The sequence below is a fragment of the Roseicyclus persicicus genome (genome assembly GCF_012395815.1).
In the GTDB taxonomy this organism is placed as follows: Bacteria; Pseudomonadota; Alphaproteobacteria; order Rhodobacterales; family Rhodobacteraceae; genus Roseicyclus; species Roseicyclus persicicus.
Map to the genome: position 1 here is coordinate 1 of NZ_JAAZQQ010000001.1, position 26,756 is coordinate 26,756.

26 protein-coding genes, 1 other RNA gene and 1 pseudogene are annotated in these 26,756 nt (G+C 70.6%); 20 read left to right on the forward strand and 8 right to left on the reverse strand.

Going from position 1 to position 26,756, the window contains the following annotated elements; translation table 11 throughout:
• The 6 genes and pseudogenes from HCU73_RS00005 to HCU73_RS00030 all read left to right on the forward strand — a co-directional run.
• A pseudogene (locus HCU73_RS00005) lies at nucleotides 1-192 on the forward strand (glucose-1-phosphate thymidylyltransferase); the annotation flags it as partial.
• 56 nt (nucleotides 193-248) lie between these two features.
• Nucleotides 249-2,765 (forward strand): glycosyltransferase, encoded by a 2,517-nt coding sequence (locus HCU73_RS00010; protein ID WP_168621364.1) that lies wholly within the window; start codon nucleotides 249-251, stop codon nucleotides 2,763-2,765.
• Nucleotides 2,762-3,580: a sulfotransferase family protein gene (locus HCU73_RS00015; RefSeq protein ID WP_168621365.1), complete on the forward strand. Its 819-nt coding sequence runs from the start codon at nucleotides 2,762-2,764 to the stop codon at nucleotides 3,578-3,580. The genes HCU73_RS00010 and HCU73_RS00015 overlap by 4 nt, the downstream gene beginning before the upstream one ends.
• 85 nt (nucleotides 3,581-3,665) lie before the next feature.
• Nucleotides 3,666-6,119: a heavy metal translocating P-type ATPase gene (locus HCU73_RS00020; RefSeq protein WP_168621366.1), complete on the forward strand. Its 2,454-nt coding sequence runs from the start codon at nucleotides 3,666-3,668 to the stop codon at nucleotides 6,117-6,119.
• Nucleotides 6,116-6,514, forward strand: a complete 399-nt coding sequence (gene cueR / locus HCU73_RS00025; RefSeq protein WP_168621367.1) for a Cu(I)-responsive transcriptional regulator — start codon at nucleotides 6,116-6,118, stop codon at nucleotides 6,512-6,514. Before HCU73_RS00020 ends, cueR begins: the two co-directional genes overlap by 4 nt.
• Before the next feature lie 51 nt (nucleotides 6,515-6,565).
• Nucleotides 6,566-7,489 carry a DMT family transporter gene (locus HCU73_RS00030; RefSeq protein WP_168621368.1) on the forward strand — a complete coding sequence of 308 codons (924 nt, stop codon included), beginning with the start codon at nucleotides 6,566-6,568 and terminating at the stop codon, nucleotides 7,487-7,489.
• Here HCU73_RS00030 and HCU73_RS00035 read toward each other — a convergent pair whose 3' ends face one another.
• From HCU73_RS00035 to nudC, 3 genes are all read right to left on the reverse strand, one after another.
• On the reverse strand, nucleotides 7,490-7,963 hold the full coding sequence (locus HCU73_RS00035; protein ID WP_168621369.1) for an SRPBCC family protein: 474 nt from the start codon (nucleotides 7,961-7,963) through the stop codon (nucleotides 7,490-7,492). It abuts the gene before it with no gap.
• Between the two features lie 38 nt (nucleotides 7,964-8,001).
• A complete protein-coding gene (locus HCU73_RS00040; RefSeq protein WP_168621370.1) occupies nucleotides 8,002-8,721 on the reverse strand; it encodes a sulfotransferase family 2 domain-containing protein in 720 nt (239 codons plus the stop codon).
• A 114-nt stretch (nucleotides 8,722-8,835) separates the two neighbouring features.
• Complete coding sequence (nudC, locus tag HCU73_RS00045) at nucleotides 8,836-9,813, reverse strand: NAD(+) diphosphatase (RefSeq protein ID WP_168621371.1); 978 nt, start codon at nucleotides 9,811-9,813, stop codon at nucleotides 8,836-8,838.
• Nucleotides 9,814-9,967: 154 nt separating this feature from the next.
• On the opposite strand from nudC, the gene HCU73_RS00050 reads away from it, so the two are divergent.
• From HCU73_RS00050 to HCU73_RS00065, 4 genes are all read left to right on the forward strand, one after another.
• Nucleotides 9,968-11,872, forward strand: a complete 1,905-nt coding sequence (locus tag HCU73_RS00050; protein ID WP_168621372.1) for a bifunctional 2',3'-cyclic-nucleotide 2'-phosphodiesterase/3'-nucleotidase — start codon at nucleotides 9,968-9,970, stop codon at nucleotides 11,870-11,872.
• Nucleotides 11,873-12,043: 171 nt separating this feature from the next.
• A complete protein-coding gene (locus tag HCU73_RS00055; RefSeq protein ID WP_168621373.1) occupies nucleotides 12,044-13,060 on the forward strand; it encodes an ABC transporter substrate-binding protein in 1,017 nt (338 codons plus the stop codon).
• Between the two features lie 74 nt (nucleotides 13,061-13,134).
• Nucleotides 13,135-13,971, forward strand: a complete 837-nt coding sequence (locus HCU73_RS00060) for an ABC transporter ATP-binding protein (RefSeq protein ID WP_168621374.1) — start codon at nucleotides 13,135-13,137, stop codon at nucleotides 13,969-13,971.
• Entirely contained in the window at nucleotides 13,968-14,735 is a 768-nt protein-coding gene (locus tag HCU73_RS00065) for an ABC transporter permease (protein ID WP_168621375.1), read from the forward strand. Before HCU73_RS00060 ends, HCU73_RS00065 begins: the two co-directional genes overlap by 4 nt.
• Here HCU73_RS00065 and HCU73_RS00070 read toward each other — a convergent pair whose 3' ends face one another.
• Nucleotides 14,736-15,617 (reverse strand): Hint domain-containing protein, encoded by an 882-nt coding sequence (locus tag HCU73_RS00070; protein ID WP_168621376.1) that lies wholly within the window; start codon nucleotides 15,615-15,617, stop codon nucleotides 14,736-14,738.
• Nucleotides 15,618-15,871: 254 nt separating this feature from the next.
• Between HCU73_RS00070 and ffs the strand changes: the two genes are divergently transcribed.
• Nucleotides 15,872-15,970, forward strand: an RNA gene (gene ffs, locus HCU73_RS00075) — signal recognition particle sRNA small type.
• A gap of 94 nt (nucleotides 15,971-16,064) precedes the next feature.
• On the opposite strand, the gene HCU73_RS00080 is transcribed toward ffs, so the two are convergent.
• Nucleotides 16,065-16,433: a hypothetical protein gene (locus HCU73_RS00080; protein ID WP_168621377.1), complete on the reverse strand. Its 369-nt coding sequence runs from the start codon at nucleotides 16,431-16,433 to the stop codon at nucleotides 16,065-16,067.
• A 111-nt stretch (nucleotides 16,434-16,544) separates the two neighbouring features.
• Here HCU73_RS00080 and HCU73_RS00085 point away from each other — a divergent pair, with 111 nt between their 5' ends.
• The 8 genes from HCU73_RS00085 to HCU73_RS00120 all read left to right on the forward strand — a co-directional run bounded on the left by HCU73_RS00085 (nucleotide 16,545) and on the right by HCU73_RS00120 (nucleotide 23,472).
• Nucleotides 16,545-18,308, forward strand: a complete 1,764-nt coding sequence (locus HCU73_RS00085) for a DNA polymerase III subunit gamma/tau (protein WP_168621378.1) — start codon at nucleotides 16,545-16,547, stop codon at nucleotides 18,306-18,308.
• Between the two features lie 61 nt (nucleotides 18,309-18,369).
• The gene (locus HCU73_RS00090; protein WP_168621379.1) at nucleotides 18,370-18,714 is read left to right on the forward strand and encodes a YbaB/EbfC family nucleoid-associated protein; all 345 of its coding nucleotides are present in this window, start codon (nucleotides 18,370-18,372) and stop codon (nucleotides 18,712-18,714) included.
• A gap of 3 nt (nucleotides 18,715-18,717) precedes the next feature.
• A complete protein-coding gene (gene recR / locus HCU73_RS00095; RefSeq protein ID WP_168621380.1) occupies nucleotides 18,718-19,317 on the forward strand; it encodes a recombination mediator RecR in 600 nt (199 codons plus the stop codon).
• A 204-nt stretch (nucleotides 19,318-19,521) separates the two neighbouring features.
• The gene (locus HCU73_RS00100; protein ID WP_239025401.1) at nucleotides 19,522-20,103 is read left to right on the forward strand and encodes a DUF4956 domain-containing protein; all 582 of its coding nucleotides are present in this window, start codon (nucleotides 19,522-19,524) and stop codon (nucleotides 20,101-20,103) included.
• 27 nt (nucleotides 20,104-20,130) lie between these two features.
• Nucleotides 20,131-20,910 (forward strand): polyphosphate polymerase domain-containing protein, encoded by a 780-nt coding sequence (locus HCU73_RS00105; RefSeq protein WP_168621381.1) that lies wholly within the window; start codon nucleotides 20,131-20,133, stop codon nucleotides 20,908-20,910.
• Nucleotides 20,911-21,009: 99 nt separating this feature from the next.
• Nucleotides 21,010-21,666: a PAQR family membrane homeostasis protein TrhA gene (gene trhA / locus HCU73_RS00110; RefSeq protein ID WP_168621382.1), complete on the forward strand. Its 657-nt coding sequence runs from the start codon at nucleotides 21,010-21,012 to the stop codon at nucleotides 21,664-21,666.
• 118 nt (nucleotides 21,667-21,784) lie between these two features.
• Nucleotides 21,785-22,546, forward strand: coding sequence for an electron transfer flavoprotein subunit beta/FixA family protein (locus HCU73_RS00115; protein WP_168621383.1), 762 nt, complete (start codon nucleotides 21,785-21,787; stop codon nucleotides 22,544-22,546).
• Entirely contained in the window at nucleotides 22,546-23,472 is a 927-nt protein-coding gene (locus HCU73_RS00120) for an electron transfer flavoprotein subunit alpha/FixB family protein (RefSeq protein ID WP_168621384.1), read from the forward strand. Before HCU73_RS00115 ends, HCU73_RS00120 begins: the two co-directional genes overlap by 1 nt.
• Before the next feature lie 60 nt (nucleotides 23,473-23,532).
• Here the strand turns inward: HCU73_RS00120 and HCU73_RS00125 are convergent, their stop codons facing one another.
• Complete coding sequence (locus HCU73_RS00125; protein WP_168621385.1) at nucleotides 23,533-24,351, reverse strand: DUF6473 family protein; 819 nt, start codon at nucleotides 24,349-24,351, stop codon at nucleotides 23,533-23,535.
• Between the two features lie 205 nt (nucleotides 24,352-24,556).
• Here HCU73_RS00125 and HCU73_RS00130 point away from each other — a divergent pair, with 205 nt between their 5' ends.
• The gene (locus tag HCU73_RS00130) at nucleotides 24,557-25,432 is read left to right on the forward strand and encodes a 3-hydroxybutyryl-CoA dehydrogenase (protein WP_168621386.1); all 876 of its coding nucleotides are present in this window, start codon (nucleotides 24,557-24,559) and stop codon (nucleotides 25,430-25,432) included.
• A 96-nt stretch (nucleotides 25,433-25,528) separates the two neighbouring features.
• Here the strand turns inward: HCU73_RS00130 and HCU73_RS00135 are convergent, their stop codons facing one another.
• Both HCU73_RS00135 and HCU73_RS00140 read right to left on the reverse strand, forming a co-directional pair.
• On the reverse strand, nucleotides 25,529-26,380 hold the full coding sequence (locus HCU73_RS00135; protein WP_168622314.1) for a lysophospholipid acyltransferase family protein: 852 nt from the start codon (nucleotides 26,378-26,380) through the stop codon (nucleotides 25,529-25,531).
• Nucleotides 26,381-26,470: 90 nt separating this feature from the next.
• Nucleotides 26,471-26,752, reverse strand: a complete 282-nt coding sequence (locus HCU73_RS00140; RefSeq protein WP_168621387.1) for an HPr family phosphocarrier protein — start codon at nucleotides 26,750-26,752, stop codon at nucleotides 26,471-26,473.
• Nucleotides 26,753-26,756 lie beyond the last annotated feature (4 nt).

A 26,756-nucleotide genomic window follows, 5' to 3' on the forward strand; every position in this document is an offset into this window, starting at 1 on the left:
ACCGGCACCCACGCAAGCCTGCTCGACGCCGGCAACTTCGTGCGCACGCTGGAACAGCGCCAGGGCATGCAGACCGGCTCGCCCGACGAGATCGCCTACGCCCAGGGGTGGATTTCCGCCGACCACCTCGCGAAACGCGCCCGCATGTTTGGAAAGAACGACTACGGCCGCTACCTTAAATCCCTGTTGTAGACTCGCTCCGGCCGGGATTTTCGGCACCCAATATTTTTTCAAGGACGTCTTACATAGTGATCTTCCGCCTCCACGCCCTCTACCTGCGCTACGCCGCCCGGCATGCGGACCGCCTCGGCGGGTTCTCGCTGCCACGCCGGCAGGGGCACAAGCTGGGCCATGTGGAGGAGATCCGGCGCGCCAGCGGCATGACCCGGGTCGTCGGGTGGAGCACGGCCACGCGCATCCGTCTCGACTGGCCGGGCGGCAAGTCCGAAACGGTGCCCTCGCTGCAGCGGTCGGACGTGGCGCGGCGCCTGGGCTGCCGGCTCGAGACCGGGTTCGAGATCGAGGCGCCCGAGGGCGTGCGGCCGCTGACCCTCACCGCGACGCTCGAGGGCGGCGACACCATCACCCTGCCGGTGCCGCACCCCTCGGACCCGCCGACCCCGGCCGCGCGGCGGCGCTTGTGGCGGGCCTTCGTGGTCGACCTGGCCCGCGCCTGCCCGGCGATCCTGCGCTGGAAGCTGACCGGCGATCCGGCGGCGCGCACGCGGGTCAAGCACATCATGGGCCTCGAGGCGGTGAGCGAGGCGATGCCGATCGACCCGCGCTATTTCGCGGGCGGCGTGCCGCCGCGGTCGCAGCGGGCGGTCACCATCATCCTGCCGGTCCACAATGCCTTCGACCTGCTGGCGGAGTGCCTTCAGCGCGTCCAGGTCCATACCGACGTGCCCTGGCACCTGGTCCTGATCGACGACGCCTCGACCGACCCGCGCGTCCGGCCCTTCCTGCGGACCTGGGTCGACGACCACCGGGGGCGGGTCACGCTGATCGAGCTCGACCGCAACCTCGGCTTCGTCGGCGCGGTGAACCGCGGCTTCGAGGAGGCCGAGCACCACGCCGGCCATGTTGTCCTGCTCAACTCCGACGCGATGGTGCCCGAGGGCTGGGCCTCGCGCCTGATCGCGCCCTTCGACAAGGACCCCACCATCGCCTCGGTGACGCCGATGTCGAACGACGCCGAGATCTTCACGGCGCCGATCATCTGCCAGCCCGTCCCGCTGCCCGAGGGGCTGGTCGACCGGATCGACGCCGTGGCCCAGACCCTGTCGGTGCCCGAGCGCCTGCCGTCGGCGCCCACCGGCGTCGGGTTCTGCATGGCGCTGAGCGCGCGCTGGTTCGGGCGCGAGCCGCGCTTCGACACCGCCTTCGGCCGCGGCTACGGCGAGGAGGTCGACTGGTGCCAGAAGCTGCGCAAGGCCGGCGCGCGGCATGTCTGCCTGCCGTCGCTCTTCGTCGAGCACCGCGGCGGCCAGAGCTTCGGCCGCGACGCGAAGGAGGCGCTGGTGCTGCGGGCCAACGCCACCATCGCGCGGCGCTACCCGGCCTATGACCTGGAGGTGCAGGCCTTCATCGGCCGCGACCCGCTGCGCACCCCGCGGCTGGCGCTGGCGGTTGCGATCGCGGGGTCCCTGTCCCTCGATCCGTTGCCGCTTTTCGTCGCGCATTCCATGGGCGGCGGCGCCGAACATGCGCTGGCCGCCGAGATCGAGGGGCGGACGGCGCAAGGCCAGTACGCGCTTGTCCTCCGCGTGGGCGGGCCGCTCCGCTGGCAGCTGGAACTGCACGGCCCGGGCGGGATGCTTGCGGGCGGGCTGTCGGACCTCGCCCATGTGCAGCGCCTGCTGGCGCCGGTGCCGGCGCTGCGCATCGTCTATTCCTGCGGCGTGGGCGACCCCGACCCGGTGACGCTGCCGGGGGCGATGCTGTCCCTGCGGCGGGTCGGGCGCCCCGACCGGCTCGAGGCCCGGGTGCACGACTATTTCCCGGTCAGCCCCTCCTACTGCCTGCTGAACGCCGACGGCACCTACCGCGGCCCGGTGCGCCGCGACAACCGCGACCCGGCCCATGTCATCCGCCGGCCGAGCGGCGCGCTCGCCTCGCTGGCCGAGTGGCAGCAGGCCTGGGCGCAGTTCCTGGTGGAATGCGACGAGATCACCGTGTTCTCGGAATCCAGCCGCCACCACATGAGCGCGTCCTACCCGGCCATCACGGGCCGGATCGTCTATCGCCCCCACGGGGCCATCGCCCGGATCGGCCGCGTCGCCCCGCCCAGCCACGGCACGCCCACGCTGGCGGTGCTGGGCAACCTGAACCGCCAGAAGGGCGCGGGGGTGCTGTGCCAGCTGGCCGAGGCGATTGCCCGGCGTGGCGAGGGGCCGCGCCTCGTGCTGATCGGGAACATGGACACGGCGTTTTCCCGTCCGCCGTCCCTGCGCCTGCACGGCAGCTACGACCAGACCGACATCGCCCACCTCGCCGAACGCTACGGCGTGACCGCCTGGCTGGTGCCCTCGATCTGGCCCGAGACCTTTTCCTTCGTGACCCACGAGATGCTGGCGACCGGCCTGCCGGTCTACGGCTTCGACATCGGCGCCCAGGGCGAGGCCCTGCGCCGGGCCCCGAACGGCATCGCGATCCCCTTCGATCCCGACGCCGACCATGCCGCGACCATCCTTGCGGCCATCGGCAGAACGCGCGATAGCCTCGTGGCAGCGCCCGCCCGGATGACAGGACAAGCCGCCGAATGACGGCAAGCGGCACCACAGACGACGTCTTTCAAGCCGACGACCGCCCGCTGTTCATCCTGGGCTGCGTGCGGTCGGGCACGACGCTCACGCGCGACCTGCTGCGGCGGGTGCCGGGCTTCATCTGCCCGGAAGAGACGCATTTCTTCCGCTGGGCCGAACCCTTCCGCACGCCGCTGAGCATGCACCCCTACCGCAAGAACGGCCTGTTGCGGAAACACCGCGAGATCGACGGCGTGTCCGAAGAGGCGTTCCAGAGGCTGGTGGACCGAAGCCGCAGCAAGTCGGAGCTGCAGCGCGGCTACATCACCGAGTTCGCCCGTGCCAAGGGCGTGACCGGGCCCTACCGCTGGTTCGACAAGACGCCGCAGAACGTCTACGCCGCCGCCCTGATCGCGCAGGACATGCCCCGCGCGCGGTTCCTGCATCTCGTGCGCAACCCGCTGAACGTGGTGGCAAGCCTCGTTCTGGGACGGCAGGTCAAGGTTCCCGACATCCACGGCGCCTGCAACTACTGGATCGAGGCGGTGAAGATCATGGCGACCATGGGGGCCGCCTGTCCCGACCGGATCCTGACCGTCCGCTACGAGGACCTGGTTGCGGATGTGCCGGACACCATGGCCCGGATCCTCGCCCATGCCGACGTCGCGGCGCCGGCAGGCCTGTTTTCCAGGGGTGACGCGCATCCGGAACGGGAACTCTGGCTTGAGGCGCTGGACGAGCGGCAGCTCCGCGTGGTGCGGAACCGGTGCGCGGCCCTGGCCGCGGGCTTCGGCTACGACATCGAGGCCGATCTGCAGCGACGCGCCGCCGGCTGAGGGCGGTCCTCGCCGCGTGCCGGGCAAGGCCCCTTGACCTTCCAGTTACAGGAAGGCCTATCTCTGGCATCGAAAGGGACGACCGATGCCCAGAGATACCTCCGACACCACGACACGCCGCTATGCGGTGGACAACCTCAGCTGCGGCAGCTGCGTGGCCCGGGCCGAGACGGCGCTGGCCGCCGTGCCCGGCGTGCGCACGGCCGAGGTGAACCTTGCGACCCGGCGCGCCACGCTGGAGACCGGCGCGGGCTTCGACCCGGCGGCGCTCGATCAGGCGATGGTGGCCGCCGGCTACCCGGTGCGTCCGCTCGACGCGCCGCCGCTGCGGGTGTCGGTCGGCAACCTGAATTGCGGCGGCTGTGCCTCGCGGGCCGAGACCGCGCTGAACGCCCTGCCCGAGGTGCTGGAGGCGCAGGTGAACCTCGCCCTCAAGCGGGCCGACCTGAGGCTCGCCCCCGGCGCCGACTGGGCGCGCGTCGAGGCGGCCATGGAAACGGCGGGCTACCCGGTGACGCCGCTCGACCCGCCCGCCGGGGCCGCCCCGGCGTCCGCGCCCGAACATGAACCCGAGGACGAGGCCGCGCCGATGCGCCGGGCCTTCCTGATCGCGGCCGCCCTGTCGCTGCCGGTCGTCGTGCTGGAGATGGGCGGCCACATCTTCCCCGCCTTCCACCACTGGCAGATGGCGACCTTCGGGGCCTTCCTGCCGCATCTCGTGCAGTTCCTGCTGACCACCGCCGTCCTTGCGGGGCCAGGGCGCGTGTTCTTCCGCCTCGGCGTGCCCGCGCTCCTCAAACGCGCGCCCGAGATGAACAGCCTGGTGGTGCTGGGCACCAGCGCCGCCTGGGCCTGGTCGACCGTCGTCACCTTCGCGCCGGGGCTGGTGCCCGAGACCGGGCGCTTCGTCTATTTCGAGGCCGCGGCGGTGATCGTGACGCTGATCCTGCTCGGCCGCTGGCTCGAGGCGCGCGCCCGCGGACGGGCCGGCGCGGCGATCCGCAGCCTGATGGCGCTGCGCCCCGACACCGCGATCCGCGTCGCGGGCGGGTCCGAGCGCGAGGTGCCGCTGGCCGATCTGCGCCGGGGCGACCTGATCCGGCTGAAGCCCGGCGGCCGGGTGGCCGTGGACGGCACCGTGGTCGAGGGCGACAGCTACGTCGACGAGGCGATGCTGACGGGCGAGCCGCTGCCGGTCGCCAAGCGCGCCGGTGACAGCGTGACCGCGGGCACGGTGAACGGCACCGGCACGCTGGTCTACCGCGCCACCGCGGTGGGCGCCGACACGGTGCTGGCGCGCATCGTCGCCATGGTCGAGGACGCGCAGGCGACGCGCCTGCCGGTGCAGTCGCTGATCAACAAGGTTACGGCGATCTTCGTGCCCGTGGTACTGGCCATCGCCATTGTCGCGGCGGGCGCCTGGCTGATCTGGGGCGGCGACCCGGCCAAGGCGCTGGTGATCGGCGTCTCGGTCCTGATCATCGCCTGCCCCTGCGCCATGGGGCTGGCGACGCCGGTGTCGATCCTGGCCGGGACGGGCAGGGCGGCTGAACTGGGCGTGCTGTTCCGCAAGGGCGACGCGCTGCAGGAGCTGTCCCGCGTCAACCTCGTCGCCTTCGACAAGACCGGGACGCTGACCGAGGGGCGGCCGGTGGTCACCGCTGTCACCCCCTCTGCCCATGCCGATGACGCCACGCTGCTGGCGCTGGCCGCCGGGGCCGAGGCGGCATCGGAGCATCCGCTGGCCCGCGCGATCCTGGCCGAGGCCGGGGCTCGGGGCCTTGCCCCCGCCGCCGTCCATGGCTTCGAGGCCGTGACCGGCGGCGGCGTCCGGGCGCAGGTCGCCGGCGAGACGCTCCGCGTCGGCAGCCGTGCCTTCCTGTCGTCCGAAGGCGTCGCGGTGCCGCCCGCCGACCCCTCCGAGGCGACCGAGGTGCATGTCGCCCGCGGCGCGCTCTACCTTGGCCACCTGTCGCTATCGGACCCGCTCAAGCCCGAGGCGGCCCGCGCCGTCGCCGCGCTCAAGGCGCGCGGGCTGCGGGTGGCGATGATGTCGGGCGACGCCGAGGGGCCGGTGCAGGCCGCGGCGGCGACGCTTGGCATCGCTGAGGCCCACGCCCGCCTGTCGCCCGCCGACAAGCGCGCGCAGGTCGCCGCCTGGCGGGCCGAGGGGCTGCGCGTGGCCTTCGTGGGCGACGGGCTGAACGACGCCGCGGTGCTGGCCGAGGCCGATGTGGGCATCGCGCTCGGCACAGGCACCGACGTGGCGATCGAGGCGGGCGACGTGGTGCTGGTGTCGGGCGCCCCCACCGGCGTCGTCACCGCGATGGAGGTCAGCCGCCGCACGCTGCGCAACATCGCGCAGAACCTCGTCTGGGCCTTCGGCTACAACGTTGCGCTGATCCCGGTCGCGGCCGGCCTGCTGGCGCTGGCGGGCGGCCCGTTGCTGAACCCGATGCTGGCGGCGGGCGCGATGGCGGCCAGTTCCGTCCTCGTCGTCCTGAACGCGCTGCGCCTGCGGCGGATGGTGGCCGCATGAACATCGGAGACGTCGCCACGGCCTCGGGCCTGCCCGCCAAGACCATCCGCTACTACGAGGACATCGGCCTCATCACGCCCCTGCGCGACGCGAACGGCTATCGCCGCTTCACGGAGACGCACCTGCACAAGCTCGCCTTCATCGCCCGGGCCCGCGGCCTTGGGTTCTCGATCGAGCAGTGCCGGACGCTGCTGGCGCTCTACGAGGACCGCGGCCGGGCCAGCGCCGACGTCAAGGCGGTGGCCGAGACGCACCTGGCCGAGATCGACGCCAAGATGGCGGAGCTGGCCGAGATGCGCCGCGTGCTGGCCGAGCTGATCCATGCCTGCGCCGGCGACCACCGGCCGGATTGCCCGATCCTTCAGGGGCTTGCCGCGCCTGCCGACGCGGATTGAACCCCGCCGCGGACGGGCGTAGGACGGGGGTATCCCAGCCCGGGTTGCCCCATGTCCCCGCTTCGCGGCATCACGCTCAAGCTCCTGTCGGTCTGCGTCTTCGTGGCGATGTCGGCCCTGATCAAGGCCAGCTCCGACACCGTGCCGCCGGGGCAGGCGGTGTTCTTCCGGTCGCTGTTCGCGATCCCGGTGATCGGGGTCTGGCTGGCGCTGCGCGGGGAGCTGCACACCGGGCTGCGCACGCGGAACCCGATGGGCCATGTCTGGCGCGGGCTGGTCGGCACCACGTCGATGGGGCTGGGCTTTGCGGGTCTGGGCCTGCTGCCGCTGCCCGAGGTGACGGCGATCGGCTATGCCGCGCCGATCCTCGTGGTGATCTTCGCCGCCATGTTCCTGGGCGAGGAGGTGCGGCTGTTCCGCCTGTCGATGGTCGCGCTGGGGCTGGCCGGGGTGCTTGTGGTGCTGAGCCCCCGCCTGCAGGTCGACCCCGCCACCGTCAGCACGCGCGAGACTCTGGGCGCGGTGGTGGTGCTGCTGTCGGCGGTGTTCGCGGCACTGGCGCAGGTCTTCGTGCGCAAGCTGGTGCACACCGAGACGACCTCGGCCATCGTGTTCTACTTCTCGGTCACCGCCACGGTGCTCGCCCTCCTGACCCTGCCCTGGGGCTGGGCGGTGCCCTCGCCGCAGGTGCTGGCGATGCTGGTCTGCGCGGGCCTTCTGGGCGGGGTCGGGCAGATCCTGCTGACGACCAGCTACCGCCATGCCGATGCCTCGCTGATCGCGCCCTTCGAATACGCCTCGATGCTGCTGTCGATCCTAGTCGGCTACACGATCTTCGGCGAGGTGCCGGGGGCGGCCACGCTGGCGGGCGGCGCGATGATCGTGATCGCGGGCATCCTGATCATCCTGCGCGAACGCCAGCTCGGCCTCGAGCGGGCGCGCCAGCGCAAGGCCGGGCCGACCCAGGGCCAGTGATCAGGCGCGGGCCTGACGCCGGTAGGCCGCCTCGGCCGCGTTGCCCTGCCGCGCGATCATGCCCTGCAGCCGCTGCAGCACCCGGCCGCGCGCCAGCTTGAGCGTCTGCAGCAGGAGCCGCGCGGTCATGGTCTCGGCCGACAGGTCCAGCGTCAGGGTCACCCGGGTGACATCGGCCGACAGGGGCACGAAGGCCATCTCGTAGGCGCAGTCCATCCCGCCGATGCGGCTTTCGATCAGGCACAGGTCCTGGGGGACCAGCCGGCTGACCTTGGCGGCGACCGCCCGGTTCATGCCGCGGATCGTGACCTCGCCGCGCCACTCGACGCCCTCGGCGGTTGTGCTCCAGTTGCCGACCCGGGTGATCGTCGCGCCGCGCCCGCGGGCGTCTTCCTCGAAGCCGCTGAAATCGGTGAAACGCGCCCAGACCATGGACTGCGGCGCATCGACATCCTCGGAAACCTTGAACTTCATCTCACCATCCTAGACCTGCGCCGCCACCATCCAAAGGTTTAGTCCGCGGTCCCGGTCTTGACCAGTGGTTCGGGCATCGCCTCGGCCTCGGCGAGGTGGGCGTAGGGCTCCCAGTATTCCGGGAAGATGCGGAAGGCGATGTCGTGGCGGCAGATGTCGACGATGCGGATCTGCATGTCCTCGTCCAGCGCGAAGAAGTCGTAGTTCGGGCCGCCGCTCTGCAGCCAGGGCATCCTTGCGCTGGTGCGGCACTCGGCGTTCAGGAACGCCACCATGTCCTCGTTGGTTTCCAGCCGGAAGATGCGCTCGTAGTAGTCGGGCTTGTCGCCGATGTACTTCTGCTGCTTCAGGAAATGCCGGGCCAGCGACTTGGAGCAGCGCAGGTAGCCCACGTAGTTGTCGAGGAAGGTCCAGAGGTCGGGATCTGGCGGGAGCCCCTCGCGCAAAAGCTGCTGGCCCGCCGCCTCGATGCTCAATTCGCGGTAGTGCACCACCCGGTTGGAATAGCCCGACAGGAACCGCCGGACCGGGTCGCGCAGCAGCGCGAAGCGGCGGTAGCCGGCGATGGCCTCGTGGTCGACCCGGTTGAAGCGGAAATTCTGCGCCAGCTTGTTTGCGTCGAGGCGCTTGCCCTGCACGACGTGCTCGCGGAAGGCGAACCCGTTCTCGACGTGGAACAGGAAGGCGCGCAGGGAGGTCCCCCCGGCCTTGGGCGAGAAAAAGAATGCAATCCGCTGCGCGGGCATGATGTAGGGCATCGCCTGACCTCTGCTCGAACCGTTTTTTCTTGTTTTGACACAAGCGTAGCAGAAGCCGCCCCGCTGCGACAACAGCCGAGGCGCGCCGGCGGCGACCCTGTGGCCTTGCGGACTCTAGTCGAGCCGGTCGGCGAGCCAGTGTTCGAGCAGGAAATGGGCGATCGCCCCGCGCCGGGCGGGGCGGATCTCGGGGTGCTTGCCGGCAAAGACGGTCAGGAGCTCGGCGCGCGTGACCCAGCGGGCGGCCTCCAGCTCGTTGGGGTCGACGGTGATCTCGTCGCTCAGCGCCGCGCCATGGCAGCCGATCATCAGCGAGGCGGGGAAGGGCCAGGGCTGCCCGGCGAGGTAGTCGACCTGGCCGACGCGGACGGCGGTTTCCTCGAACACCTCGCGGCGCACGGCGGCCTCGATGGTCTCGCCCGGCTCCACGAAGCCCGCCAGCAGCGAGAACATCCCATCGGGCCAGCCCGGCGAGCGGCCGAGCAGAACGCGGTCGCCGCGCGTGACCAGCATGATCACCACCGGGTCGGTGCGCGGGAAGTGATGCGCGCCGCAGGCGGGGCAGAGCCGTTGCCAACCCGCCTCGGCCACCTCGGAGGGCGCGCCGCACTTGGCGCAGTAGCCGTGGCTGCGGTGCCAGTTCCACAGCGCCCGGGCTGTCGCGGCCAGCTCGGCGTCGCGGGCATCCAGCCGGGTCATGATCCCGCGCAGCTCGCGAAAGGCGCTGCCGTCCGGCGCGGCGGGGTGGCGCTGGACGGTGGGGTCGAGAAAGGCCGCGATCTGCGCCTCGTCCACCGGCTCGGGCGGCACCCAGCCCGAGATGTCCTGCGCAAAGACCGCCGCACCCTCGATCCGGCCGAGGAAGATCGGCGCCTCGGTCGCGGCCGACAGCACCGGGTGGCCCGCCGGCAGCCGGACCAGCCGGCACGGCCCCTCGGCCGGGTCGCCCGCCACCAGCGGCTTGCCCTGCCACAGCGCGATCACGCCCGCGCCGCCGGCCAGCGCGGCGGCCAGCCCGTCCGAATCCCGCCGCTCCGCCGCCGACCGGTCCAGGTCCGATCCACCGAAGGTCACCTGCTCCGCGCGTCGCATGTTGCCGCCTTCCCGTGCATTCCCTCGCCAAGGGTATGGCCCCTTCGCCACATCCTCCGCAATGCATCCCCGAAAGGAAAATTGCTTGCAGGTGCAGAGTTTTCGCCCGCGCCCCGCCACCGCATATTTCCGCCCGGATAGCTGGGACGACGACATGACCGTGACCGGGACCGTGACGCAGGTCCCCGGGGGGATTCCCGGGGCGGAGGCGGGGATTCACCTGCGCCTGCTGGCGACGTCGGACCTGCACGCCCATCTGTTGCCCTACAACTACTATGCCGACCGGCGGGACGACGGCGTCGGGCTTGCCGGCCTTGCCGCGCTGGTCGAACAGGCCCGGGCCGAGTGCCCCAACACGCTCCTGTTCGACAACGGCGACACGCTGCAGGGCGCGCCGCTCGGCGATGCGGCCCTGTCCGACCTGATGCCGTCCGGGGCGCCGCACCCGATGATCGCGGCGATGAACGGGCTGGGCTACGACGCCGCCAGCCTCGGCAACCATGATTTCGACTACGGGCTGGAGGCGCTGGAGGCCGCGCTGGCCGGGGCGCGCTACCCGGTGGTGCTGGCCAATGTCAGGCGCGCCGGGGATGGCGGGCCGCTGGTCGCGCCCCACGTGATCCTCGACCGGGCCGTGATCGGCGCCGACGGCGCCGTGCACCGGCTGCGCATCGGCGTCACCGGGGCGACGCCGCCGCAGGTGATGCAGTGGGGCCGGACCCGGCTGGCCGGCCGGCTGGAGGTCGACCCGATCCTGCCCGCCGTCGCACGCGAGGTGGCGCTCCTGCGCGCGGCGGGCGCCGACGTGGTGGTGGTGCTGGCCCACACCGGGCTGGGCACCGACACCGCGGCGCCGGGCGACGAGAACGTGGGCCGGTGCCTTGCCGCGCTGCCGGGCGTCGACGCGGTGATCGCGGGGCACACCCACCGCGCCTTTCCGGGCGGGGGCGAGGGGCTGGTGGCGGGGCGGCCGCTGGTTCAGCCCGGCTTCTTCGGCTCGCATCTGGGCCAGATCGACCTGGAGCTGCGCGCCGGCGCGCAGGGCTGGGTGGTGCGCCGGGCCGACGCCCGCCTGCGCACAGGCGACGAGGCCGGAGTCGAGGACCGGCGCGCGCTCCGCCGCCGCCTGCGCCGCCTGCCCGATTTCCGCGCCCAGATGGCCCGCGGCCACCGCTTGACCCGCAGCTTTTCCGCCCGCCCCATCGGCGCGACGGCGGTGCCGCTGGAGACCTACTTCAGCCTGCTGGCCCCCTGCGCTGCGACGCAGCTGATCGCCGAGGCCCAGCGTGTCGCCGTGGCGCCGCTGCTGGCCGGGCGCGACGACCTCGCGGCCCTGCCGCTCCTGTCCTGCACCACGCCGTTCAAGGCCGGCGGGCGCGGCGGCCCGGACGCCTACACCGACATTCCCGCCGGGCCGCTGCGGCTGCGGCACGCCGCCGATCTCTACCCCTACGCCAACGGGCTCGCGCTGGTGCGGGCCACCGGCGCGCAGCTCCGCGAGTGGCTGGAGCGCAGCGCCTCGGCCTTCCTGCAGGTCGTGCCGGGTGGCGACGGTTCGGGGCAGCCGCAGCCGATGCTCGACCACGGCTTTGCCAGCTACAACTTCGACATCTTCGACGGGCTCACCTACGAGATCGACCTGTCCCGCCCGGCCCGCACCAACGCCGAGGGCGACGAGGTCCGCGATGGCCCCGGCCGCATCCGCAACCTGCGGCTCGACGGCGGCGGCCCCGTCCGGGACGAGGCCGAGTTCCTGGTCGTCACCAACACCTACCGCGCCGCCGGCGGCGGGCATTTCCCCGTCGCCGCGGCCTGCGCGCCGGTCTGCACCCTGCCCGACCCGGTGCGCGACCTGCTGGTGGCCCATGTCGCCGCCCGGCCCGGCCCGCTGGCGCCCCGGCCGCGGCCCAGCTGGTCCTTCACGCCCCTCGGCGGCACCGCCGTGGTCTACGAGACCGGCCCCGGCGCGCTGGCCCATGGCGACCGGGCGGCGGCGCTGGGACTCGCCCCTGACGGGATCGGCGCGGCCGGATTCGCCCGATACCTGCTGCGCCTCTAGGCGGCCGGCTGGTCAATGCCGAAAAATCGGGCATACTGAGACCTGCCTGTGCAGGAACTGCCCAGATGCCCGTTTCGCAGGCAGTTGCCCCGTTGACGCGGGCGGGCCGCGCCGATCAGGTAACCGCGTTTGTGCCCCCAAAAGGCGCTGCCAAGCCGAAGGAGAGACCGCTTGCTCACCCGTGCCATTCCCACCCTCGCCGCCACGCTGATCGCGGCGACCCCGCTCGCCGCCCAGGACATCGACATCAACTTCGCCCTCGACTGGCGCTTCGAGGGGCCGTCGGCGCCCTACTTCCTGGCCATCGACAACGGCTACTTCGCCGAAGAGGGGCTGAACGTGTCGGTCACCGCCGGCGAAGGCTCGCTCGATGCCATCCCGAAGGTCGCCTCGGGCGCCTTCCCGCTGGGCTTTGCCGACATCAACAGCCTGATCCGCTTCCTCGACCAGAACCCCGGCGCGCCGGTGACGGCCGTGATGATGACCTATGACAGCCCGCCCTTCGCCATCGTGGGCCGCGTCAGCCAGGGCATCTCGGGCATCGAGGATCTCGAGGGTTCCACCCTCGGCGCACCGCCGCCGGATGGTGCCTGGGCGCAGTTCCCGATCCTCGCTGCGGTGAACGACATCGACGTGTCGACCATCACGGTCGAGCCCGTCGGCTTCCCGACCCGCGAGCCGATGCTGGCCGAGGGCAACGTGGACGCGGTGACCGGCTTCAACTTCTCGTCCTACCTGTCGCTCGCCCGCCTCGGCATCCCCGAGGAGGACATCACCACGATCATGTTCTCCGATCACGGCGTGGCGCTCTACGGCAACGCGGTGATCGTGAACACCGCCTTCGCCGCCGAGAACCCCGAGGCCGTGACCGGCGCCCTGCGCGCCATCGCGCGCGGCTGGTCGGCCGCCATCGCGGACCCGGCCGCCGGTGCCGCCGCCGTCATCGCCCGCAACCCCGCCGGCGACGTCGAGCTGGAGACCCGCCGCCTGCAGCTGGCGATCGAGGGCAACGTGCTGACCGACTACGTGGTCGCCAACGGCATGGGCAACATCGACCCCGACCGCATGGCCACCGCCATCGAGCAGCTGCGCCTGACCTACGAGTTCCAGAACGAGCCGGACGCCTCGCTGTACTTCACCGACGCCTACCTGCCCGAGGCCGAGGTGCGGATGATCGCGCCGCAGTGACGCGGCACTGACACCAGACCACCGCCCGGGACCCGGTCAACGCGGCCCCGGGCGTTTGCCTGCAAAGGACGGCCATGGCGAGTTCCCCCTACATGATCGAACTGCGGGAGGTGACGCACGCCTACCGCACCAAGGCCGGGCCGCTGCCGGTGCTCGACAGCCTGTCGATCAAGATCCCCGAGAACAGCTTTGCCGCCGTGGTCGGTCCGTCCGGTTGCGGCAAGTCCACCCTGACGCGGCTGGTGTCGGGGCTGATGAAGCCGAACGAGGGGCAGGTCTGGCTGCATTCGCAGCTGGTGACCTCGCCGCGTCCCACCGTGGGCATGGCGTTCCAGAACCCCGTGCTGCTGGAATGGCGCACGATCCTGCAGAACGTGCTCCTGCCGATGGAGATCGTAAGGTCGCCCATGTCCCGGGCCGAGGCCGAGGCGCGCGCGCGTCACCTGCTGGAGCTGGTGGGCCTCAAGGGCTTCGAGGACAAGCGCCCGTCCGAGCTGTCCGGCGGGATGCGCCAGCGCGCGAGCCTGTGCCGCTCGATCATCCACAAGCCCGACGTGCTGATCCTCGACGAGCCCTTCGGCGCGCTCGACGCCTTCACCCGCGAGGACCTGTGGTGCACCATGCACGACCTGCGCGAGGAGGAGCCGTTCACCTGCCTCCTCATCACCCATGACCTGCGGGAATCGGTGTTCCTCGCCGACCAGGTGATCGTGCTGTCGGGCCGCCCGGCCCACGCGCAATACGTGCTCGAGGTCGACCTGCCCGGCAAGCGGTCGCTCGACGATCTCTATTCCCCCAGGGCGGTCGAGATGCTGGCCATCCTGCGCCACCAGATCCAGGTCGCCCAGGGCCGCGCGACGGACGCGGACGCGCCCCTCGACGGCCACCCGGCGGCGGAGGCCCACGCATGAGCGACACGCTGCGCAAGATCCTCGCGCCCACGATCTTCATCGTCGGCATCCTGGCGCTGTGGGAATGGGCGGTCTGGTACAACCAGCTTCCCGACTACCGCATGGCCAGCCCCTCGGACCTGATCCCGCGCTACATCCGGTTCTGGGACCTGTTCCTGATCAAGTCCTGGGAAACGCTGTGGCGCACCGTGGCGGGCCTCGGGCTTGCCGTCGTCTTCGGCACGCTGATCGGCATGATCATGGGCTTTTCCCGCTTCGCGCGCGAGGGGCTCTATCCCATTCTCGTCGGCTTCAACGCCATCCCCAAGGCGACCGTGGTGCCCATCGTGGCGCTGATGTTCGTGGGCCAGCACGATTTCAACACCGTGCTGATCGCCTTCCTGATCTCGTTCTTCCCCATCGCGGTGTCGGTCTCGATCGGCCTGTCGACGCTGGAACCCGAATACCGCGACATCCTGCGGAGCCTCGGGGCGTCGAACTTCACCATCTTCTGGAAGATCGCGCTGCCCAAGACCCTGCCCGAATTCTTCGGCGCCCTGAAGGTCGCGGTCACGCTGGCCTTCATCGGCACGAACCTGATGGAGATCGTCTCGCCCCATGGCCGAGGTCTGGGCGACCTGTTCGATTCGGGCCGGATCAGCGCGGACTACCCGCTGATGTTTGCGGTGCTGTTCGCGCTGGCGGCGCTGGGCATCCTGCTGTTCTACGCCATCGTGTTCCTCGAGCGCATCTTCGCCGGCTGGGCCGAGCGCAGCCCGGGCTGATCACCGCCCGGTGCGCTGCAGCACGCGGGTTTCCTTGCCCGTCAACGACCGCCGGGCGAGGGACGCGCCCGCCGGAATGCCATCGGCGAAAAGCTCGGGGAAGATGGCCTCGATCTCGGCGCGCTGCTGCGCGCTCAGCGTGCCGAGCGCGACATGGCCGGGATGCAGCGTCTCGCTCATCAGGCCCGAGGTGTAGACGATCTCGTGGTCGTCACACAGGATGTGCGCATAGGTCACGAAGCGGGCCGAGCGGTCGCGCGTGATCGTGCGGTCGTTCACCAGCCACAGCGCCGGGGCCAGCGCCTCGGACACGCCGAAGAGCAACTCGGCCATCGCGTCCGCCACCAGGATCCGGTGCCACGGCGATACCCGGATATCGACGCTGGGCCGGCCCGGCCCGAAGGCATCGGCGTGGATCGTCACGGGCGCCAGCGCCTCGGTCGCGGCGACGGTCCGCTGCCCGGCCCACCGCACCGTCGACCAGCCGTGGTCGCGCGTCAGCACGCGGTCGCCCGGTTTCAGGTCGCTGACGGCGCGCGCGCCTTGGTCGGTCATGATCTCGGTCGAGGCCTCGAAACAGATCACCAGTCCGCCGTCGAGAAAGATGTTGCCCGAGAGCCGCCCGGCGGAGGTCGGGGAATCGGTGAAGAAGATGTACTGCACGGTGCCGACCTCGATCACCGCGAAGAACGGCGGGTCGTCGGCCGAGAATTCGTCGAAGTCCTTGAAGAAGTTGTTGTTGCTCTTGGGCGAGACGAGGCCCGCATCCAGCACGCTGAAACTCGTGAAGGTGGTGCCGCCGTCCAGGCTGACCGTCGTCGCGGCGCCCAGGTTGGCGCTGTCGAACACCAGGGTGCTTTCGCCCAGGTTCTGGGCTGGCATGAACCGCGACGGGCCGCCCGGGCCGAGCATACCCCTTGCTGCATTGAACGTGACCGATGTCATGGCTGGAAAACCCCTTGCTGCGGGGGCGTCTTAGCATCCCGGCGGGTGCAAACGAAGTGCGCCGTTCGCGCGTGCCGCCTGAAAACGGCTTGATAGGGAAAACCCATGATCAAACCGGGGCGATGGCGGGGGTGTCGCGGCGGTGGTCGCGCCGCCTTGCGCCCGGCGCCCGGATTTCCTATGTGACGTGTCGAGAGGTTGGCGCGGGCAGGCGCCTCGCCAACCTGGTCAGGTCCGGAAGGAAGCAGCCACAACGAGCCCCGCTTGGGTCGATGTCCAGCCTCTCACCCCAGTGTATCGCGCCACAGGCGCGATACGCGTTGCCCGACAGGGTCGTTTCCCGGAAACGATCCCGAACGGGTCCGCCTCCCTGCAGCCGCCTCGCTACCCGCCCGACGGCGGCATCGCCGGTGACACCACGCTGTCCAGCGACGTGACCAGCAGGAAGTTCAGGAAGATGCTCAGCACCACCGCCAGCCCGAAATAGGCCGTCGCCGCCTCGAGCAGCACCCGCCGCCGCGCCGGCATCCCGTGGCGCTGCCACTGCCACAGCAGGATGCCCGCGATCGCCGCCGGGATGTGCAGCGCGCCGAACCCCGCCACCAGCCCCGGCCCAAGCGCCGCGATCAGGCCCCGCAGGCCGCCGGGCCAGACCACGCCGCCGACCCAGAAGGCCAGCGCCGAAGCCGCCATCGCCCAGAAAAAGCCCGTCATCGCGCGCACCAGCACCGGGTTCGGGGTGTGTTCCGACATGTCCTGCCTCCGCCGTTCCGGTCCACAGCTAGCACGCCGCGCGCCCGCTTCACCATGGACCTTGGCGCCCGGCTTCTCTAGGTTCACCCCCGACCACCCGACCGAGGCGACATGAGCGACACCCCCGACACCGGCTATCAGGTCCTGGCGCGGAAATACCGCCCGCAGACCTTTGCCGACCTGATCGGCCAGGACGCCATGGTGCGCACGCTCAAGAACGCCTTCGCCGCCGACCGCATCGCGCAGGCCTTCATGCTGACGGGCATCCGCGGCACCGGCAAGACCACGACCGCGCGGATCATCGCCAAGGGGCTGAACTGCATCGGGCCGGACGGGCAGGGCAAGCCCACCACCGACCCCTGCGGCGTCTGCCAGAACTGCGTCGCCATCGCCGAGGGCCGCCACGTCGACGTGATGGAAATGGACGCCGCGTCGAACACCGGCGTGCAGAACATCCGTGACGCGATCATCGAGACGGTCAGCTACCGCGCGGCCCAGGCGCGCTACAAGATCTTCATCATCGACGAGGTCCACATGCTGTCGACGAGCGCGTTCAACGCGCTCCTCAAGACGCTGGAGGAACCGCCGCCGCACGTGAAGTTCCTGTTCGCCACGACCGAGATCCGCAAGGTGCCGGTGACGGTCCTGTCCCGCTGCCAGCGCTTCGACCTGCGCCGGATCGAGCCCGAGGTGATGATCGACCACCTGCGCCGCGTGGCGGTGCGGGAGGGGGCGCAGATCGCCGACGACGCGCTGGCCCTGATCACGCGCGCCGCCGAGGGGTCGGTGCGGGACGCGATGAGCCTTCTGGACCAGGCCATCGCCCATGGCGCGGGCGAAACCACCGCCGACCAGGTCCGCGCCATGCTGGGCCTCGCCGACCGGGGCCGGGTGCTGGACCTGTTCGAGGCGATCATGCGCGGCGACACCGCCGCCGCGCTGTCCGAGCTGGGCGCGCAATACGCCGACGGGGCCGACCCGGTGGCGGTGCTGCGCGACCTGGCCGAGATCACCCACTGGCTGAGCGTGGTGAAGATCACCCCTGAGGCCGCCGAGGACCCGACCATCCCGCCCGAGGAACGCGTGCGCGGCCGGGCCCTCGCCGACCGCCTGCCGATGCGGGTGCTGACGCGGATGTGGCAGATGCTGCTCAAGGCGCTGGAGGAGGTCGCGTTGGCCCCCAACGCCATGATGGCCGCCGAGATGGCGGTGATCCGGCTGACCCATGTGGCCGACCTGCCCCCCCCCGGCGACCTCGTGAAGAAGCTGCAATCGACGCCGGCCCCGGCGGGCGGTGGCGGCCCCGCCCGGCCCATGGGCGGCGGCGGCCCGGTCCATGCCCCCCGCGCGCAGGCGCCCGCGCCCCGTGGCGGCGGGGGCGGCGCGCAGGCGGCGCTGCAGGTCCAGCCCGGCCCGGACCTGTCCGCCTACCCCAGTTTCCGCAGCGTCGTCGCGCTGCTGGAGGAGCTGCGCGACATCAAGCTGCTGGTCGAGGTCAAGACCTGCCTGCGGCTGGTGTCCTACGCCCCCGGCCGGATCGAGCTTCAGCCGACAGATGACGCGCCGGGCGACCTCGTGCAGCGGCTCAAGCGCGCGCTGCATCTGGCGACCGGGGCGAACTGGATCGTCGCCGTGGCGAACAGCGGCGGCGGCCAGACCATCGCCGAGGAGGACCAGGCCGACCGCCGCGCGATGGAGGCCGAGCTGATGCAGCACCCGCTGTTGCAGGCGGTCAAGGCGGCGTTCCCCGAGGCCCGCATCGCCGCCATCCGCACCCGCGAGGAGCTGCAGGCCGAGGCCCGCGCCGAGGCGCTGCCCGAGCTGCCCGAACCCGACGACCTGCCCGAGGACTGGGACCCGTTCGAGGACGAATAGCTTGTGGCCTGCGCGCCCCCCGCGTATCTCTGGCGGCACGCGCAAAGACGGAGAGAAACCGATGCTGAAGGGTCTGGGCGGGCTTGGCGACATGGCCAAGCTGATGAAGCAGGCGCAGGAAATGCAGACGAAGATGGCCGAGATGCAGGCCGCCCTCGAGACCATGACGGTCGAGGGGCAGTCGGGCGCGGGCCTCGTCAAGGCGACCGCCACGGCCAAGGGCGAGCTGATCGGCCTGAACATCGACCCCTCGATCTTCAACCAGGACGACAAGGAAGTGGTCGAGGACCTGATCCTCGCCGCGATCAAGGACGCGCAGGCCCGCGCGCAGGAGAAAAGCCAGGAAGAGCTGGCCAAGCTGACCGAGGGCATGGGCCTGCCGCCCGGAATGAAACTCCCGTTCTGAGCCGTGGCCGAGGCGCCCAAGGATATCGAGGCCCTGATCGAGATCATGGCCCGCCTGCCCGGGCTCGGGCCCCGGTCGGCCCGGCGCGCGGTGCTGCACCTCATCAAGAAGCGCGGGCCGTTGATGCGCCCGCTCGCCGAGGCGATGACCCGCGTGGCCGAGGCCGCGCGGGAATGCCTGAACTGCGGCAACATCGGCACCGCCGAGCTGTGCCCGATCTGCACCGACGCGCGCCGCGCCAACGGGCAGATCTGCGTGGTCGAGGATGTCGCCGACCTGTGGGCGATGGAGCGCGGCGGCGCCTTCGCCGGGCGCTACCACGTGCTGGGCGGCACGCTGTCGGCGCTGGATGACGTGGGCCCCGAGGACCTGCGCATCCCGCGGCTCATGGACCGCGTCACCTCGGAGCACGCGACCGAGGTGATCCTGGCGCTGAACGCCACCGTCGACGGCCAGACCACGGCGCATTACATCGCCGACGCGCTAGCGGGCACGGGGGTTTCCGTCACCTCTCTGGCGCAGGGCGTGCCCATCGGCGGGGAGCTGGATTACCTCGACGACGGAACCATCTCGGCGGCGCTGAAGGCGCGCAAGTCGATCTGACCCGGCCTGCAACACGACACCTGCACAATTGATGGGCAGACACGGACCGTGAGCCGTAAACCTAGGTTATAACGGCTTAAACGCTGGCCCTAAGGGCGGCGATTAAACCGCTGCCCGATTCCCTCCACCCTATCTCCGTCCTGTAACAGGCGGATGACAGGAGGCCGGACCGACCCGGCCCGGACCACGAGAGGGACGTTTTCGATGCTCGACATGACCCACACGCAGGCGGTCGACCTGCTGGCGCGCTTTGCCATCAACACCGCGGCCATGACCCTGCTCATCTTCGGGATGTTCTACCGCCGTTACCGCGACAAGCAGCTGGCCACGACCGCGGCCATGTTCAACACCTTCGCCTTCGCCGTGCTGACGATCCTGTCCTCGGTCGAGTTCAGCCTCGCCGCGGGGTTCGGCCTGTTCGCGATCCTAGCGCTGTTCTCGCTGCGGTCCGAACAGATCGACAAGCTCGAGATCAGCTACTTCTTCGGCGCCATCGCCATCGCCGTGATCTGCTCGGTCATGGGCACCAGCCTGGTCTTCGTGATGCTGGTGACCGCGCTCGTGCTCGCCGCTGCCTACATCATCGACCATCCCCGGGTCCTGCGCCTGTCGGACGGGATCCAGATCACGCTCGACCAGATCGACCCCCACGCCCTGTCCGACCCCGAGCTGATGCGCCGCGACCTGTCGCACCGGCTCGGCGTCGAGGTGATGTCCTACAACATCGTCGGCCTGAACTACGTGAACGACCTCGCGGTCATCAACGTCTTCTACCGCAAGTCCTGATCCCCGCAGAGCCCGAGGAAACCCGCCATGCTGGACGAGTTCGCCACCCGTTTCGCCCCCGTCACCCTGGACGAGATGAACGCCAAGGCCGCGATGATGACCCGGCTCGACAACAAGTACGTGCTGACGGTCTCCGACCTGATGGGCGCGGCCGCGGGGCTTTCGGAGATCTTCGAGGTCCTCGACATCGACGGCCAGCGCCTCTTTACCTACGAGACGGTCTATTTCGACGACGACGGGCGCCAGAGCTTCTTCGACCACCACCAGGGCCGCCGGCGGCGCTGCAAGGTCCGCACCCGGGCCTATGTCGACGCCGGCCTGTGCTTCGTCGAGATCAAGCTCAAGGACAAGCGCGGCGTGACCGTCAAGCGGCGCATCCCGGTCGACCCGGACCGGCGGCATCACCTCTGCGATGCGGGCCGCGCCCATGTCGCGGGCAGCTACAGCGCGCTGTACGGCGCGCCGTTCGAGGCCGAGCTCCACCCGGTGATCCAGATGCGCTACCGGCGGATGACGCTGGCCGCGCGCGACGGCGGCGAGCGCATGACGATCGACGCCGGCCTCTCGTTCTGGTGGGGCGACCGCCGCCGCGCGGTGTCCGACGACCTCGTCATCGTGGAAACCAAGTCGGCGCGGGGCAACGGGCTGGCGGACAGGGTGCTCCGGGCGCGCCACCTGCATCCGGTCGGCGGATGCTCCAAGTATTGCGTCGGCATGGCCGCGCTGGGCGAGGTGCCGCGCTACAACCGATTCCTGCCGGCGATGCGCAAGCTGGGCCTGCACGAGGATCTGCGCGCCGCCGCCTGAGCTGAGGGGAGGGGCGCGGCCCGCCCCGGGCATCGGACGTTACGTCAGATCGGCAACGACGCGATGGGAGACGGCCCGGATCGTGCTATCTTTATTGACATGAGCCACATTGCCGGCAGCCGCCCCTACACACGCGCCGAGTACATCTCGGACGCCATCGTGCACGCCTCGGGCATCGGCGCGGCGCTGGTCGGCGGGCCGCTCCTGATCGCGATGGCGGCCTACCGGATCGGGGAACCGGCCATCGTCATCGCCGTCGCGGTCTACTTCGCCACCGGCCTCGCCATGTGGTCCTTTTCCGCGGCCTACAACCTGCTGCGCCGCCCGGCCTGGGTCGACCGGCTGCGCCGGATGGACCAGTCGGCCATCTACTTCAAGATCGCGGGCACCTACACGCCCTTCGCCGTGCTGGCGGCGGGGCAGGCGGGGTTCCTGGCGGCGATCTGGACCGTCGCCGCCGCGGGCGCCGCGCTGATCCTGTTTTCCAGCCGCTACACCTGGCTCGCCATCCCGCTCTATCTCGGGCTGGGCTGGGCAGGGGCGCTCTGGGGCGGGCCGCTGGTGTCGGGCCTGACGCCGCTGGGCTTCTGGCTGCTGGCGGCGGGCGGCATCACCTATTCGGCCGGCATCGCCTTCCTGCTGTGGGAACGGCTGCCGTTCCACAACACGATCTGGCATGTCTTCGTGTTTCTCGGCTCGCTGGCCTGCTACGCGGCCATCGCCGCCGAGCTCTGGCAACGCACCGCGCCGGTCTGACGCGGCGTCGAATGACCGGCCCGCGTCGATTTTGACCTGTTTTCGACCCCCCGATCGCACTAACACTCGCCCTTGAAGGTTCGTTCGGCGCCTCGGCGCCCGTGAGAGGAGAGACGCGATGAAGGTACTCGTACCCGTCAAGCGCGTGATCGACTACAACGTGAAGGTCCGCGTGAAGGCGGATGGCTCCGGGGTCGATCTCGCCAACGTGAAGATGTCGATGAACCCCTTCGACGAAATCGCGGTCGAGGAGGCGATCCGCCTGAAGGAGGCCGGCAAGGCCGAGGAGGTCGTGGCCGTCTCGATCGGCGTCAAGCAGGCGCAGGAGACGCTGCGCACCGCGCTGGCCATGGGGGCCGACCGCGCGATCCTGGTGGTCTCCGCCGACGACGTGCACCAGGACATCGAGCCGCTGGCGGTGGCCAAGATCCTCGCCAAGGTGGTCGAGGCCGAGCAGCCGGGCCTCGTGCTGGCCGGCAAGCAGGCCATCGACAACGACATGAACGCGACCGGCCAGATGCTGGCCGCGCTGCTGGGCTGGAGCCAGGCGACCTTCGCCTCGGAGGTCGCCGTCGAGGGCGACCACGCGCTCGTCACCCGCGAGGTCGACGGGGGCCTGCAGACCGTCAAGGTCAAGATGCCCGCGGTCGTGACCGTGGACCTGCGCCTGAACGAGCCGCGCTACGCGTCGCTGCCGAACATCATGAAGGCCAAGAAGAAGCCGTTGGAGGAAAAGACCGCCGCCGACTACGGCGTCGACGTCACGCCGCGGCTGACCGTGGTCAAGACCGCCGAGCCGGGCGCGCGCAAGGCGGGCGTCAAGGTGGGCTCGGTCGACGAGCTGATCGCGAAACTCAAGGACGAGGCGGGGGTGATCTGATGGCGGTTCTTCTTCTTGCGGACGTGACGAACGGCCAGCTCGCGACCGACGCGGTGGCCAAGGCGCTGACGGCGGTGGCCTCGCTTGGCGAGGTCCACGTGCTGGTCGCGGGCCAGGGCGGCGACGCCGCGGCGGCCGAGGCGGCCACGTTGCAGGGCGTGTCCAAGGTGCTGTTCGCGGGCGACCACGGCTATTGCCACATGCTGGCCGAGCCAGTGGCCGACCTCGTGGTCTCGCTGGCGGGCGGCTACAGCCACATCGCGGCGCCCGCGACTTCGGATGCCAAGAACGTGCTGCCGCGGGTCGCGGCGCTGCTCGACGTGATGGTGATCTCGGAGGTGACCGCCGTGGTCGACGCCGAGACCTTCGAGCGGCCGATCTACGCCGGCAACGCGATCCAGACCGTCAAGTCGTCGGACAAGGTCAAGGTGATGACCGTCCGCACCGCGGGCTTCGACGCCGCCGGCGCGGGCAATGCGGCGCCGGTCGAGGCGCTGGGCACGGCGGCGGGCGCGGGCCTGTCGGAATGGGTCGAGGACAAGGTGGCGGCCTCGGACCGCCCCGAGCTGACCTCGGCGGGCATCGTCGTCTCGGGTGGTCGCGGCGTCGGCAGCCAGGAGCAGTTCGCCCTGATCGAGGCGCTGGCCGACAAGCTGGGCGCCGCGGTGGGCGCGTCCCGCGCGGCGGTCGATTCGGGCTATGCGCCGAACGACTGGCAGGTGGGCCAGACCGGCAAGGTCGTGGCGCCGCAGCTCTACGTCGCCGTCGGCATCTCGGGCGCGATCCAGCACCTCGCCGGCATGAAGGACAGCAAGGTGATCGTCGCGATCAACAAGGACGAGGAGGCGCCGATCTTCCAGGTCGCCGACTACGGCCTCGTCGCCGACCTGTTCGAGGCGGTGCCGGAGCTGACCTCCAAGCTGTGAGCCTGTCGCCTGTCACGATTTGACCCGCCCCGTGGCCCCCGGCCCGGGGCGGGTTCCGTTTCAGCCCAGCCGGTCGCGCAGCAGCGCCGCGGCCAGGTCATGCGCCTCGGGGCCGGGCAGGGCGCGCGCCGCGGCCTCCTCCCGCGGGGCGTAGAACATGCCGCGCGTGGCCGCCGGCCCCTCGGCGGGCGGCGCCACCGCGACGGTGAGGGAGGCGGCCAGCGGGGTGACCTCCTCCAGCATGGCCGCGGTGACCAGCACGGGGTCGGCACCCAGCCCGCCCGCGGGCGGCGCGTCGCCCGGCGCGCGGCGTGACAGCCACATCAGGTGCACGGGTGCCGCCGTCCGGCCGAGAAACCCCTTCATCCGCGCCACCCAGGCGGTGCGCAGTTCGGCCTCGACGATGCCGAAGCGGTCGGCCGACAGCGCCCGGAGATGGGTCAGCAGGTGCCGCGTGTAGTGGAATTCGGTGAAATCCACGTCGCGGTAGACGGTGCGCAGGATCGCCGTCGCCTTGACGAAGCGGTCGTTGCGCCGCGGATGCACGGCGTAGAAGCGGTTGCTCATGTTCTGCGCCCCGGTGACCTGCAGCACCACGGCCGCGGCGCCGGCCGTCGCCGCCCGGATCGCCGGGTCGTGCATCAGCACGTCGAGCCCCGCGTTCATCACCCCCATGTTCACCACCGCGGCCGGCAGCGCGGCGTCGAGCTGCGTGGCGTAGGGCAGGGGAATGAAGCGGCCGAAGGTCTCCGTCCCGCCGAGACAGAGGACGTAGGGCGGTTCCAGCGCGTGGCCGGGGCCGCGGAACCGCAGGACGGAGCCGGGATAGCTGACCGGCTGATAGTCCAGGGGCAGCGGGCCCCGCTGTTCGAAACTCATGCACCACCCCTCCTGCCGGATCGAGGACTCACCCACGACCAGACTGGTGCCAAGAGGTTTCCAAAGGGATAAGCTTCTATTTCACAAAGACTTTTACGTATTCCGCCGCCCCCGCCCCGCGCGCTTGGGCCGCGGCGGGCGGGCTTGTCTCGGGGCGCGTGCCGCGCCTATGGTGCGCGCGACAGGCGAGCGCGGGGGACGGGCCATGGAGATTTCATCGATCGGCGTGGTCGGGGCGGGGCAGATGGGCAACGGCATCGCCCATGTCTGCGCGCTGGCGGGCTACGACGTGGTGATGACCGACATCAGCGCCGACGCCCTGTCGCGGGCGCTGTCCCTGATCGAGAAGAACCTTGGCCGGCAGGTCAGCCGCGGCAAGATCAGCGAGGCCGAGATGGCCGCCGCCATGGCCCGCATCCGCACCACGACCACGCTGGCCGAGCTCGGGCCCACGGACCTCGTGATCGAGGCCGCGACCGAGCGCGAGACGGTGAAGCAGGCGATCTTCGAGGACCTGCTGCCGCACCTGAAGCCGACCACGATCCTGACCTCGAACACCTCGTCGATCTCGATCACGCGGCTGGCCAGCCGTACCGACCGGCCGGAAAAGTTCATGGGGTTCCACTTCATGAACCCGGTGCCGGTGATGCAGCTGGTGGAGCTGATCCGCGGCATCGCCACCGACGAGGAGACGTTCAAGGCGTGCAAGTCGGTGGTGGACCGGCTGGGCAAGACGGCCGCCACGGCCGAGGATTTCCCGGCCTTCATCGTCAACCGCATCCTGATGCCGATGATCAACGAGGCGGTCTACACGCTGTACGAAGGGGTGGGGAACGTCACCTCGATCGACATGGCGATGAAGCTGGGGACGAACCACCCGATGGGGCCGCTGGAGCTGGCCGACTTCATCGGGCTCGACACCTGCCTCGCGATCATGAACGTGCTGCACGACGGGCTGGCGGACACCAAGTATCGGCCCTGCCCGCTGCTGACCAAATACGTCGAGGCGGGGTGGCTGGGCCGCAAGACCCAGCGCGGCTTCTACGACTACCGCGGCGAGGTGCCGGTTCCGACGCGCTGACCGGCGGCAGACCCTTGCAAGGGTCTGCCCAGGCGCTTGCAAGCGCCTGCCCACGTCCTTGCAAGGACGTGGGTAGCTTCTTGCAAGAAGCTGCCGCTACCTCTGGTCGGGGTCGTCCCTCAGGGCCAGCGTGCGCGCGCGCAGCCAGGCCATGAAGTCCCGCGGCTTGCCGATCCGGTCCTTCCACGCCTCGGGCGGGATCGGGTGGCCGATGATCGGGGCCTGCGGCTTGTCGAAGCTGTGCACCACCTCGTGGATCAGCAGCCCCTGCCGCAGGATCGGCGAGATCCGGTTCGCGATCTGGTAGGCGCGCGAGTTCGAGCCGGTGAAGAAGCACGGCACGATGGTCGCCCCCGAGGTGCGGATCATCTTGGCGGTGAAGACGTTCCACTCGCCCTCGATCGCCGGACCCCACATCGTCTCGGACGCCGCGACCGCCCCCGAGGGGAACAGCGCGATCAGACCGCCGTTGCCGAGATGCCCCATCGCGGTCGCCCGCATCTGCAGCATCTTTTCCTGCGCGTCCTCCTCGTGGGGGAAGGGCACGGGGATCATGTAGCTCGCCGCCGCCTCGTCGATCCCGGTCAGCAGTGCGCGCGTCAGGATGCGGTAGTCGTCGCGCCGCCGCCCGATCAGGTCGGCGAGGATCATGCCGTCGACCAGCCCGTGGGGGTGGTTCGCCACGAACACCACCGGCCCCGTGGCGGGGATGCGGTCGAGCTGGTGGGCGGGCGTCTGCAGGTCGATGCCCATCACCTTCATGGTGGCCGGCCAGAAGGCCTGGCCCCGGAACTCACCCATCTGCTCGAACTGCCGCACCCGCCGCAGGATCGTCAGCTTGCCCGTCATCCACTCGATCGCCTTGATCGCGGTGCGGGTCCACGGATTTCCGAAGGTGTTGGAGTAGGTCAGGCTCCGCCGGTCGTAGACCCGGTCGGGCCCCGACATCAGCGGCGGACGCGGCGCCGCGAACTTGCGGGAACTTGTATCGGTCACGCGCCCTCGTCCCATCCGGTCTTTCGCCGTCGTCTTCCCGGATCAGCTCGCCTCGCCGAAGCGGTCCTTGACCAGCGCTTCCAGCGCATCCGCGAGCCGTTCAGCCTCCGGGCCGGTGGTTTCGACCTCAATAGAGGTTCCCATGGAGGCTGCCAACATCAAAAGCCCCATGATCGAGTCGCCGGCGGCGCTCAGCCCATCGCGGCGGACGGTGGCCCTCGCGTCATGCGCCTCGACGACCTCCACGAAGCGCGCCGAGGCGCGGGCGTGCAGGCCCTTCACGTTCACGATGTCGAGGTGACGGATCACATGGGCGTCGGACATGGCG